The organism is Prevotella vespertina (assembly GCF_009728485.1).
Lineage (GTDB): Bacteria > Bacteroidota > Bacteroidia > Bacteroidales > Bacteroidaceae > Prevotella > Prevotella vespertina.
This window is the reverse complement of the sequence record NZ_VVIQ01000013.1, coordinates 43,004-55,967: the sequence shown is the minus strand read 5'-3', so window position 1 is coordinate 55,967 and position 12,964 is coordinate 43,004. Positions and strand designations below refer to the sequence as shown.

Here is a 12,964-nt window from a genome sequence, read left to right as displayed (position 1 = left end):
TTAGCATTATAAAAAGAGTAAGGAGGCAGAAGATGAAGTACCCGATTGGATTACAGAGTTTCGAAGACATAAGGAAAAGTAAGTTCTTGTATGTAGACAAGACTGACATGATTTACAACTTAACAAGGGATGGGAAATACTACTTCCTAAGCCGTCCGCGCCGCTTTGGTAAGAGTCTTCTCGTATCAACCTTAGAGGCTTACTTCTCTGGAAAGAAGGAACTCTTTGCAGGCTTAGCCATTGACTCTTTGGAGAAGGAATGGGCTAGTTATCCTGTTCTACACCTCGACTTGAATAGTCAGAAGTATGATGATACCCAGAAACTTGAGGCTATTCTTGATTGGAACATATCGAGGTGGGAGGAGCTATATGGCAGTTACGAACAAGAGACAACACTCTCATTACGCTTCTCTGGAGTGATAGAACGAGCCTATAAGAAGACTGGTAAGCAGGTAGTTATCCTAGTGGATGAGTATGACAAACCGCTCTTGCAAGCCATAGGGAACAATGAGTTGCAGGCTGACTATCGTGGTTTATTGAAGTCGGTCTATGGTGCTTTGAAGTCACAAGACCGCTACATCCGCTTCGCCTTACTCACTGGTGTAACGAAGTTCGGCAAGGTTAGCGTCTTTAGCGACCTCAACAACCTGCAAGATCTATCAATGGATGAGGAGTACCAAGCACTTTGTGGCGTTACGCAAGATGAGTTAGAAACCATCTTCGCAGAGCCTATCAAGCAACTTGCCACTAAGTATAAACTATCCGTGGAAGAGGCACTTTGCCGATTAAAAGAACGATATGATGGCTATCACTTCGTGGAGAATGGCATTGGAATCTATAATCCTTTTAGCTTGCTAAACACCTTCAAACGACTGCAATTCGGTAGTTATTGGTTTGAAACGGGTACACCCACTTACCTCGTGGAGTTGCTGAAACAGGACAATTACAGGCTGCCCAACTTGACGAAAGAGGTATCAACTGCGGATGTTCTCAACTGTATTGATACGGCATCAAACAACCCTATTCCTGTCCTTTACCAGAGTGGTTACCTCACCATTAAAAGCTTTGATGAGGAGTTCGGGGAGTATCGCTTGGGCTTTCCTAATAAGGAAGTTGAGGAGGGATTCACACGTTTCTTGCTGCCTTATTACACTGGTTTGCGCAATCCAGAGACGCCTTTTTCAATGGGCGAGTTCGTGCGTGACCTTCGTTCGGGACGTCCAGAAGACTTCATGCAACGCATGGCAACACTCTTTGCAGATACCGACTATAAGATTGTGGGGAACTCGGAACTATACTTCCAAAACGCTTTCTATCTTATAGCAAAGATGATGGGATTCTATACAAAGGTGGAACGCACGACCAGTAATGGGCGTATGGACTTGACGATTGAGACGAATGATTACGTCTATATTGTCGAGTTTAAACTTGATGGTTCGGCTGATGTTGCACTGCAGCAAATCGATGAGAAAGGTTATGCTCAACCCTTTGCAATGGACAAGCGACAGCTCTTCAAGATTGGTGTTAACTTCTCGCTTGAGAAGAGATGTATAGACAAATGGCTGATAGCATAAGTCGGCTTAGCGCATAACAAACCTTACTTTCAACAGGATTAAAGGGATGTGTCGAGGTGTAAACCACCCTCCGCACATCCCTTTAAGTATCTCCCGTCGCCTCTCATAAGTATCTCTTGCACCCTTCAGAGCGTTACTCTATTAGATTATACAGGCGTGTAGAAGGAGTTATACAAGTGTGTATAATCAATTATACAGACGTGTATAACGAGTTCTACAAACGTGTATAACCCACGACCCAGCGGTTCTAATGGGACGTACTGATGCTATGAAGAGTGAGACGGACATACTTAGTCTTAACTTGCAAGGCTATCTATCAGTTACATCCAACATACTTAAATGCGATAAAGAGAAGTAAGGTTATATTGATGTGACCATAAGTGACACTTCAAGGGAGGCTCTCTTGCAATGCAAGAAGGCGTTTCTTTGATGTAAAGGGAGGCTCTCTTTGATGTGAAGAAAGCCTCTCTTCATTTGCAAGCCACTATCTTCACTCCCCTCTCCATTCGGTGAGAAGTTGGAAAGTGAGGCTCTTCCTTTCCCCTTTGGGGTAGATCAGATGGAGTTATCTCATCCGTATGTTCCGTGATTAGAGTATGTCAGCAATACGGATGTTAGGCGTTATTTCAAATGGGAAGAATGTAGTTGTTTGATATAACGGAACGTTGCTAACATGGGTTGGGATAGTGCTAATGAATCGTTATACAGCGAGTCGCGCAGCGTAATTACACCTTTCTTACGACTTTGCTGCACGTGTCGGAGGGCTATACTCCCTACTGCCTCCTCCCAGAAATAATCGTCTCCACCAACACTAATCATGCTTGTGTCATTGTAAGTTTGCAATAAAACCTGCTCCACATGAGGGCTCTTTCGTCTTATCAAAGCGTCCAATGCGGAGAGACGAACAACGGGTGAATAACGATGATGGGTATAAGTTAGGAGTTGAGAATTGGTGCAAAGGCTGTCTAACAAGTCTTGAACACGCGGATAAGCAACTGCCTTTCTACGCTTCATAAAGGCTGTGTCGACCTTAGCCAACAGGCTATCATAATTGTAAGAGCACCTTGCTGTCTTCGTTAGTGTATAGTCATCGAAGCCACCCGACCAATTCAATAGGAATAAGACCTTGCTTAATTGCCCTTGACGGCTATCTGTACAGGACAATAGCAAGGCACTGATTACGAAGATAAAGACTATTTTTCTCATTCCTGTTAAGTATTTAGAAGTGAAGAAACTAACGCAGAGCAATACCCGTATAAATGGTTCCGAAACCCTCTTTGAGGATTCGTGCCGAGAAGAAGTCATCGGCATTATCGTAGGTACAAATAGCTGATTGAAGGATGTTCGAGGCGGGAACTCCCATCTCTTCAAGCTGTAGTTGGTTGCAAAGAGGGAGGTCTATATGCCACTTCTCGTGCCTCTTTGCAATACGATCCATAGGGAAGTTCGCTGTGGCGAAGGCGTCATATACCTCCTGCCCTACCTCAAAGTTCTTTTCAGATATGCAGGGTCCAATAACGACTTTAAGCTCTGCTGGCTTCGTATCATATTGCTCCATCATGTGCTTCAAGGTGTGTTGTGCGATACGCTGCACCGTCCCCCTCCACCCTGCATGGGCTGCTCCTATGGCGTGATGAGTGGGGTCGTAGAAGAGAACAGGTACGCAATCAGCAGTGTGCACACCAATGCAAACATTACAACAATCGGTAATGACGGCATCTTTCCCCTCTTCCTTTTCTGCTTGTTGAGCCTTTGATAATTGGAAGAAATCGCTTGTTACGATCAGACAATGGGTTTCGTGTATCTGATGAAGGCGCACAAATCTATCCGCCTCAACCCCTATCTCGGTTGCTACAGCTTGTAAGTTTGTGGCAACAGCAGTAGGCTCATCCCCACGATGAGGGTTGATGTTCAGCGTGGCAAGCTGTCCCTTGCTGACACCACCATGCCGAGTTGTGCTGAAAGCAACAACCCCTTTGGCAATGTCATAATAGTGTAATACGGGCTTAATCATTGGTATATTCAAAGTCATCAAGGTCTTCCACCTCATCCAATTCATCGATACCAACCTCCTCAACATCGTCTATGTCGGCATCTTCTGCAGCCAATTCCGCAGCGAAACGACTCATATCTTTATCGCGATGAACGAGTGTGTCCTCTGAAGTTATGTCTTGCAACTTATTGCTTTCAGCGTTTAGTTCCTTCCAAAGAACGTCCTTTAAATCATCAATCCCTTGACCAGTTACAGCCGAAATGAATACTACAGGGAGGTCATCGGGTAATGTTTCTTTGAGCATTTCGATGAGTTCCTCGTCCAGTAAGTCGCACTTCGTAACCGCCAAGACACGATGTTTATCGAGCATCTCAGGGTTGAATTGCCTTAGTTCATTGAGTAGAATCTCATATTCCTTCTTGATATCATCCGTATCACCAGGCACCATAAAGAGCAAGAGAGAGTTGCGCTCAATATGACGAAGGAAGCGCAAACCGAGTCCCTTTCCTTCGCTAGCTCCCTCGATAATACCCGGTATGTCAGCCATCACGAAACTCTGATTATCACGATAGCTAACAATGCCCAACGATGGTTCCATTGTAGTGAAAGGGTAATTGGCAATCTTTGGTTTCGCACTTGAAAGCGATGATAACAAGGTCGACTTACCGGCATTGGGGAATCCAACAAGTCCCACATCGGCTAAGAGTTTAAGCTCAAGTATGACCGTCATCTCCTGCATTGGCTCACCCGGTTGGGCGTAACGTGGAGCCTGGTTTGTCGATGTTCTGAATTGGAAATTGCCCAATCCTCCTCGTCCACCTTTCAACAACATCACCGTCTGCCCATCGTGCATAACATCGCAGACATACTTTCCTGTCTCGGCATCATATACCACCGTACCACATGGGACATCAATATAAACATCCTTACCATCCGTTCCGTGGCACTTATCACGGCCTCCATTGCCTCCATGTTCGGCGTAGACATGACGCTGATACTTCAAGTGAAGCAATGTCCAATAGTTATGGTTACCACGCAGATAAACGCTTCCGCCTTTACCTCCATCACCACCATCAGGACCGCCATTAGGGTTGTACTTCACATGACGAAGGTGCATAGAGCCTCTTCCACCCTTACCTGATCGACAGTAAATCTTTACATAGTCTACGAAGTTACTATCCATTATATATATTTAAAGAGAAGCCTCCCCAAGCCCCTCCAAAGGAGGGGATGTTTAAGTTACCACTTGAGGTAATCAGACATCCCCTCCTTTGGAGGGGCTTGGGGAGGCCTTTGTTATTATAGTTGTTCTATAACCTCTGCAATTCTATTGAATATCTCATCAACAGAACCTAAGCCTTCTACATGATGGTGAATACCCTCACCCTCATACCATTCAATCAATGGTGAAGTCTGTGTGTGGTAAACATTAAGACGCTTCTTGATTGTCTCCTCGTTGTCATCAGAACGACCACTTTGCTGTCCACGGAGTACCAAACGCTGCATTAACTCGTCCTCTGGTACGAACAACTCAATCATTGCAGCAACATTATGACCACGCTCTGCTAACATCTTCTTCAGTGCTTCCGCTTGTGGTATTGTACGTGGGAAACCATCAAAGATAACACCCTTGTGATCCTTTCCAAAACTATCATAAACACTTGCAAGGATGTCTACCATCAATTCATCTGGTATAAGCTGACCATTGTCAATGTAGCCCTTTGCAGTCTTACCTAACTCTGTTCCGTTCTTGATTTCATTACGAAGTACATCCCCAGTAGAGATGTGTTCAAAACCATACTTCTCAATCATCTTGTCGCTCTGAGTACCCTTTCCAGCACCAGGCGCACCAAAAATAACAATATTCTTCATTATTCTTTAATCTTTTACAAGCGTATAAATATCTCTTAAATTACGACCCTCTTGGTCATAGTCGAGCCCATAACCTACAATAAAATCATTAGGTATCTCAAACGCTGCATACTCTATATTCAATGGGACTGTGAGCTTACCTGGCTTCAACAATAAGGTGCAGATGTGAAGACCAGCAGGCTTGTGGGCTCTCAATGTATCTAACATTCGTTCCATAGTAGCACCTGTATCGACAATATCTTCTACTATGATAACCTCACGACCACTAATATCATTGTTCAGACCTATCACCTCTTTAATGGCTCCAGTAGAGCTTGTTCCTTGATAAGATGCCAACTTCACGAAGGATATCTCACATGGAATTGTGATGTTCTTCATTAAGTCTGATGCATACATGAAGGAGCCGTTCAATACCGCAAGAAAGAGCGGAGTCTTTCCCTCAAAATCCTTATTAATACGATTAGCTACCTGCTTTACTCTCTCTAGAATCTCTCTTTCAGGAAGGGATGTCTCGAACGTTTTATCCTTAATAGTTACACGACTCATGATGATATAAATCTTTATTTTCCGCAAAATTACGAAATTTATAGCAAACAGACATATCCGATTAGCATTAATTTTGTAATTTTGCCATCAGTATGAAGATATTTACAAGCGCCCAGATACACGAACTGGACAGATATACAATAGAGCATGAACCCATTAAGTCGATTGACTTAATGGAGCGAGCAGCCAAAGCCATCACTCATGCAATCACTGAGGAATGGACCACTCACACGCCTGTTGTGGTCTTTGCTGGTCCTGGCAACAATGGTGGAGACGCCCTTGCTGTGGCTAGATTGCTGATAAATGAGGGGTATAAAGTTAAGACTTATCTCTTCAATATCACGAATCATCTCTCTGATGATTGTGTACTGAATCGACAGCGTTTGCTTGATGGTAAGCATGCAAAAGACCTCATTGAAGTAACTGCCAAGTTTGATCCTCCAGAACTTACAGCCGATATGCTTGTTGTTGATGGACTCTTCGGTTCAGGATTAAACAAGCCTTTAGCTGGTGGATTTGCATCTTTGGTGAAGTACATCAATCAAAGTCCTGCAAAGGTCGTAAGTATTGATGTGCCATCTGGACTGATGTCTGAGGACAATACTTATAACGTACGTGCGAATATCATCCATGCGTATCTTACACTTACACTACACGAGCGGAAGTTGTCTTTCCTATTTGGAGATGCACAGCAGTTTATCGGTAAACTAAAAGTTCTCGATATACGACTTAGTCCCGAATACATCCAAAAGACGGAAGCACAATACTATGTTCTCGAAGAGAATGACATCCGTTCTCGCCTCCTTCATCGCGAAGACTTCGCTCACAAAGGCAACATGGGTAATGCTCTTATCGTTGCTGGAAGCTATGGAATGGCAGGTGCGGCAGTCCTTGCCACACGTGCTTGCTTGCGTAGTGGAGTTGGTAAGGTAACTGCCATCACACCGAAGAAGAACTATGATATCATGCAGATAGCTGTCCCAGAGGCAGTACTTCAGATGGATCATGAAGAGACCGCTTTCACAGAAGCAGTAGACACTGATGGCTTCGACGCATTAGGTATCGGACCAGGTTTGGGACGCCAGGAAACGACCGCAATAGCGATGATTGCACAGATTCGACGTGCACAATGTCCTATCGTAGCGGACGCTGATGCCTTGAATATCCTTGCTAGTCATCGTGCATGGATGCAGCAGTTACCAAAGGGAATCATCATGACTCCACATCCAAAAGAGCTTGATCGTCTAACGGGATCACCCGCTAATGCCGACTATGAACGTCTACATCGAACCTGCGAACTCGCTAAGTCTTTGCAGGCTTATATCATATTAAAAGGTCACAATAGTGCACTTTGCTTACCCAACGGAAACGTAATCTTCAATCCAACGGGTAACAGCGGAATGGCAACAGCAGGTAGTGGTGATGTGCTCACAGGTATTATTACCGCCCTTCTTGCACGTGGTTATCATCAGCAGAATGCCTGTATGGTTGGTATGTATTTGCATGGTCTTGCAGGCGACCTTGCCGCTAAAGAACTTGGCAAAGAGAGCCTTGTTGCAAGTGATATCATCAATTATCTCCCCAAAGCATTCCAACATTTAGACGATTAAAAGTTACTATATAATAAGGTGAAAAGTCATCCCCATTTGGCAAGTCCAAGTGGGGATGAATGTTTTAAAGGGCTTTATAACCATCCCAAAGAGGATGAACAAACATATAAAAGAATAGCGGTAGCACCCAACAAAGGGAACTACCGCTATCTTTTATGTGATCTCGTATAGATCGATAACTAATGATTAATCGCAGTTAACGAGCTTGTTATCAGAACCGAGAACATCTGTGATCTTATGCTTGTAAAGGTCTTCCATGTACTCACGAGCCTTTCCGCAGTACTGACGTGGGTCGAAGTACTCTGGGTGCTCATCGAATGTCTGACGTACACCTGCAGTAAATGCAAGACGTGAGTCAGAGTCGATGTTGATCTTACATACAGCACTCTTAGCTGCCTGACGGAGCTGATCTTCAGGAATACCAACAGCGTTTGGCAACTTACCACCATGCTCGTTGATGATGTCAACATACTCCTGTGGAACAGAAGAAGAGCCGTGAAGAACGATTGGGAAGCCTGGGAGCTGCTTCTCGATGGCTGCGAGAACGTCGAAAGCCAATGGAGGAGGAATCAAACGACCAGTCTTCGGGTCACGTGTACACTGCTCTGGAGTGAACTTGTAAGCACCATGAGAAGTACCAATAGAGATAGCCAATGAGTCACAACCAGTGCGAGTAGCGAAGTCAACAACCTCTTCTGGCTTTGTATAGTGTGATACCTCAGCTACAACATCATCCTCAACACCAGCGAGAACACCAAGTTCTGCCTCTACAGTTACGTCGAACTGATGTGCATACTCTACTACCTTCTTTGTCAAAGCGATATTCTCCTCGTATGGAAGAGCAGAACCATCAATCATTACAGAAGAGAATCCGAAGTCTACACAAGACTTACATGTCTCGAAGCTATCACCATGGTCTAGGTGAAGAACAATCTCTGGATGATGGCAACCCAACTCCTTTGCGTACTCTACTGCACCCTCTGCAAGGTAACGAAGTAAAGTCTGGTTAGCATACTTGCGGGCACCCTTAGATACCTGAAGGATAACTGGTGACTTTAGTTCTGATGATGCCTTGATGATTGCCTGAAGCTGCTCAAGGTTATTGAAGTTGAATGCTGGGATTGCATAACCGCCTTTGATTGCTCTCTTGAACATCTCACGTGTGTTCACGAGACCTAATTTCTTGTAATCTACTACTGCCATAATTAATTATGTTTTAATAATGAAATAAGTCAATACCTATTGTTACTTGCAAAAGTACGACATTATTTTCTGATAGCCAAGATATGATAGCTATTAAATGAAGTGCAAGTGTTAAATTGCGTAATTAACTATTACCTGGACTCGACTTATATGTATCTTTGCATACAAATGACTAATGATTAAGTGTAAAGGATATATGAAGTATAAGATGATTGTGCTCGATCTCGATGGCACACTGACGAATAATAAGAAGGAGATAACGCCTAAAACGAAGGAAGCTCTTATGCAAGCGCAGGCAAAGGGCGTGCATATTGTATTGGCATCGGGGCGTCCCACTTACGGAATCATTCCTCTTGCTGAGGAGTTGGAACTAAAGACTCATGGCGGATTCATCCTCGCTTACAACGGAGGAAAGATTATTGACTGCACGAACAATCGTGTTTTATTTGAACAGAAGTTAGATGAGAAGCTCGTTCCCATGCTCTATGAAGGGGCGAAAAAGGCTGGTTTACAGATTCTAACTTACCAAGGTGAGGGGATTGCAGCCACTCAAAAGGATGATAAATATGTACAGATTGAGGCGCACATCAATAAGATGCCCGTCGTTCAATACGATGACTTCCTCCGCCAACTGGTCTATCCTATTAATAAATGTCTGATTGTTGGCGAGCCAACTAAGCTCCATCAACTAGAGTTAAGTCTACTTGCTCAACTGAAAGGACAGATGGAACTCTATCGTTCAGCCGATTACTTCTTAGAGTGTGTACCCTTAGGTATCGACAAAGCACAGTCGCTCAACCGCTTAATCACTATACTCGGTATCACCAAAGAGGAGGTTATCGCCTGTGGTGATGGTTATAACGACCTGAGTATGATACGCTTTGCAGGACTCGGGGTAGCTATGGCGAACGCTGCAAAAGACATTCAATCCGAAGCCGATTACGTAACATTATCGAACGAAGAAGATGGTGTTGCACATGTTGTTGAGCAATTTATCTAATTCAAAATGCAATGTTCACTATTCTAGGTTGTGGTTAATTAGACAGAAGGACATGTTTTTTTAGACAAAATGACATAAAGACATATTGGTTTAAGGACATATTATTAAGACAGAAGGACATGGTTTTTTAGACAAAATGACATAAGGACATATTGGTTGAAGGACTTATTATTAAGACAGAAGGACATGGTTTTTTAGACAAAATGACATAAAAACATATTGGTTGAAGGACATACTTTAAAGACATAGTAACATAGGAACACGAATCCTAATAACGAAAGGACAAAAACAAGGAAAGGCTCTTCTCCATTTGAGAAGAAGCCTCACCCCCAACCCCTCTCCGAATGGAGAGGGGAGTGAAAACCATTATTTGCAGATAAAGAGGGCGTTTCGTCACATTGAAGAAAGGCTCTTTTGGATAGGAAGAAAGGCTCTTCTCCATTTGAGAAGAGCCTTTCCTTATTTGCTATCTTATACTCGTACACCTCGTAACCCTATATTACTCAGCCTAAGAAACACGTCATTAAAACAATATGTCCTTATGTCATTTTGTCTAAAAAAACATGTCCTTCTGTCTTAAACCTCTGTTACTAAGCACATTGTTACTATATTATTATGTCTTTAAAATATGTCATTAAAACAATATGTCCTTATGTCATTTTGTCTAAAAAAACTATATCCTTATGTCTTAGAAACTATGTTACTCTGTCTAAGCACTCATAGCTTTGGATTACAAAGCGAGCCTTTCTGCCATACTAGCTGCGGCTCTTCTACCATCGCCCATAGCGAGGATAACAGTCGCACCACCACGTACAATGTCACCACCAGCATATATCTCTGGACGCGAACTCTGCATCTGGTCGCTGACAACTATCGTGTTCTTACGACCTAACTCAAGCCCTTCAATAGACTTCGGAACCAACGGGTTCGGTGAAACTCCTACTGCCACAATCACTTGATCGCACTCCACTGTCACCGTCTCGCCCGTTACCTCTGGACGTCGACGCCCACTAGCATCAGGCTCACCAAGCCTCATCACATCCAATACCGCAGCACAGACGCGACCCTTCTCATCGGCTTTGTACGATTGAGGATTATGTAACGTGAGGAAATGAACACCCTCTTCTTTGGCGTGTTTCACCTCCTCCAGTCGTGCAGGCATCTCTGCTTCTGAACGTCTGTATACCAATGTCACATCTGCCCCAAGACGCTTAGCTGTACGGCAGGAGTCCATCGCTGTGTTGCCTCCTCCTATAACTAGAACCCTCTTACCTATTATGAGTGGCGTGTCCGTTTCGGGGTTAGCTGCATCCATGAGGTTTACTCTCGTGAGGTATTCGTTACTAGAGAGTATGTTGATAGAGTTCTCTCCTTCAATGCCCATAAAGTTCGGTAAGCCAGCTCCGGAACCTACAAATATGCCTTTAAAACCCATCTCCTTCAATTCGTCAATACTGATAGTCTTACCCACAATCGTGTCTGTTTGGAAGTGGACACCCATACGTCGGAGGTTCTCAATCTCTACATCTACTATCCTGTTAGGGAGGCGGAATTCGGGGATACCATACTTGAGTACGCCACCGATCTCATGCAATGCTTCGAACACATAAACCTCATATCCACGCTTTACCATATCGCCTGCAAAGCTCAAACCAGATGGTCCTGAACCCACAACAGCTACCTTAATACCCGTCGAGGGGGCTATTTTTGGTAAGGTCATCTGCCCACTCTCACGCTCATAGTCGGCTGCGAAACGCTCGAGATAACCAATGGCTACAGCGGGAGAGTTCATCTTTAGATGGATACAACGGCTCTCGCACTGCTTTTCCTGTGGGCATACACGACCGCAAACAGCGGGCAATGCCGATGTTTCCTTTAGTATGCTAGCTGCTTGAAGGAAGTCTCCATGCTCTATATGTTTGATGAAGTCGGGGATATGAATGCCCACTGGGCACCCTTCCACACACGTTGGTTTCGGGCAATCGAGGCATCGCTTCGCCTCTTGCATAGCCATTTCGGGGGTCAAACCGATGTTTACTTCCTCCAAACGGGTCGTTGCACGATAGGCAGGATCAAGTTCCGGCATCTGCACACGAGGGATGGCTGTACGCTCCTTAGGCTTCAACTCTTTGCGAAGAGCTTTGCGCCAAACCTCTTCGGGTTCGTTTGCTTCATCGGTAGAAACGCTGTTTTTGTCGATAGAAGATGATTTCTCACTATCCGCAGAAGCCTCATCTCCCACATTATTAATAGACGAGCTAGAATGGTCGGAACCCTTCTTATCAGCAGGATTAGGCACAGCCATGTCCTTAGCCTCAATCTCCTTGAAGGTGCCCATACGCTTAAACATCTCGTCCCAATCGACTAAGTCGCCGTCAAACTCTGGTCCGTCAATGCAGACAAACTTGGTCTTTCCACCAATAGTCAATCGACAAGCACCACACATACCAGTGCCATCCACCATGATAGTATTCAGTGACACATCGTTCGGAATGCCGTATTTTTTTGCCAAGAGTGAGGTGAATTTCATCATAATAGGAGGTCCAATCGCCAACACCTTATCGACATGCTCACGTTGAATCACCTTCTCAACTCCCACCGTGACAACGCCCTTCTCACCATAAGAACCATCATCCGTCATGATGATCACCTCGTCTGAGTACTGTCGAACATCGTCCACCATGATAACAAGTTCCTTGCTTCTTCCAGCCAAAACAGATATTACCTTGTTGCCAGCTTGCTTAAGAGCTGTGAGGATAGGGAGTATTGCTGCAATACCAATACCACCTCCCGCACATACGACTGTACCATATTTCTCAATGCGAGAAGGGGTGCCCAAAGGACCGACAATATCGACTATCTCATCTCCAACCTCTAGTTGGCAAAGCTTCGTCGAAGAGCGTCCCACCTCTTGAATAACCATTGTCAACGTACCCTTCTGGGCGTCAGCTTTGGCAATGGTGTATGGTACTCTCTCACTGTGATGATCAACACGTACGATGATAAAGTTGCCTGGTCGACAACTACGAGCTATGAGTGGTGCCTCTACTTCAATACAAAACACCTTCTCAGAAAACTGCTTCTTGCTTATAATCTTGTTCATAGTCTAAAGGGCTCATCCACGTCCCCTCTCCGCTTGGAGAGGGGGGATTAGGATCCACGAGGG

At 44.4% G+C, this 12,964-nt stretch carries 10 protein-coding genes; 3 read left to right on the top strand and 7 right to left on the bottom strand.

Annotation, left to right across the window (positions count from 1 at the left end; genetic code table 11):
• Nucleotides 1-32: 32 nt before the first annotated feature.
• Complete coding sequence (locus F0475_RS10290; RefSeq protein WP_155716566.1) at nt 33-1,574, top strand: ATP-binding protein; 1,542 nt, start codon at nt 33-35, stop codon at nt 1,572-1,574.
• A gap of 621 nt (nt 1,575-2,195) precedes the next feature.
• Here F0475_RS10290 and F0475_RS10285 read toward each other — a convergent pair.
• The 5 genes from F0475_RS10285 to hpt form a co-directional block, all read right to left on the bottom strand.
• Nucleotides 2,196-2,780, bottom strand: coding sequence for a hypothetical protein (locus F0475_RS10285; protein WP_155716565.1), 585 nt, complete (start codon nt 2,778-2,780; stop codon nt 2,196-2,198).
• 28 nt (nt 2,781-2,808) lie between these two features.
• Nucleotides 2,809-3,588 (bottom strand): peptidoglycan editing factor PgeF, encoded by a 780-nt coding sequence (pgeF, locus tag F0475_RS10280; RefSeq protein ID WP_155716564.1) that lies wholly within the window; start codon nt 3,586-3,588, stop codon nt 2,809-2,811.
• Entirely contained in the window at nt 3,581-4,750 is a 1,170-nt protein-coding gene (obgE, locus tag F0475_RS10275; RefSeq protein WP_009435576.1) for a GTPase ObgE, read from the bottom strand. Before obgE ends, pgeF begins: the two co-directional genes overlap by 8 nt.
• Before the next feature lie 116 nt (nt 4,751-4,866).
• A complete protein-coding gene (locus F0475_RS10270; protein WP_155716563.1) occupies nt 4,867-5,439 on the bottom strand; it encodes an adenylate kinase in 573 nt (190 codons plus the stop codon).
• Between the two features lie 6 nt (nt 5,440-5,445).
• Complete coding sequence (gene hpt, locus F0475_RS10265) at nt 5,446-5,985, bottom strand: hypoxanthine phosphoribosyltransferase (RefSeq protein WP_155716562.1); 540 nt, start codon at nt 5,983-5,985, stop codon at nt 5,446-5,448.
• Nucleotides 5,986-6,077: 92 nt separating this feature from the next.
• Between hpt and F0475_RS10260 the strand changes: the two genes are divergently transcribed.
• Nucleotides 6,078-7,595 carry an NAD(P)H-hydrate dehydratase gene (locus tag F0475_RS10260; protein WP_155716561.1) on the top strand — a complete coding sequence of 506 codons (1,518 nt, stop codon included), beginning with the start codon at nt 6,078-6,080 and terminating at the stop codon, nt 7,593-7,595.
• 186 nt (nt 7,596-7,781) lie between these two features.
• Here the strand turns inward: F0475_RS10260 and F0475_RS10255 are convergent, their stop codons facing one another.
• Nucleotides 7,782-8,798, bottom strand: a complete 1,017-nt coding sequence (locus F0475_RS10255) for a class II fructose-bisphosphate aldolase (RefSeq protein WP_155716560.1) — start codon at nt 8,796-8,798, stop codon at nt 7,782-7,784.
• Nucleotides 8,799-8,994: 196 nt separating this feature from the next.
• Between F0475_RS10255 and F0475_RS10250 the strand changes: the two genes are divergently transcribed.
• A complete protein-coding gene (locus tag F0475_RS10250) occupies nt 8,995-9,798 on the top strand; it encodes a Cof-type HAD-IIB family hydrolase (RefSeq protein ID WP_155716559.1) in 804 nt (267 codons plus the stop codon).
• A gap of 730 nt (nt 9,799-10,528) precedes the next feature.
• Here F0475_RS10250 and F0475_RS10245 read toward each other — a convergent pair.
• On the bottom strand, nt 10,529-12,901 hold the full coding sequence (locus F0475_RS10245) for a bifunctional dihydroorotate dehydrogenase B NAD binding subunit/NADPH-dependent glutamate synthase (protein ID WP_155716558.1): 2,373 nt from the start codon (nt 12,899-12,901) through the stop codon (nt 10,529-10,531).
• Nucleotides 12,902-12,964 lie beyond the last annotated feature (63 nt).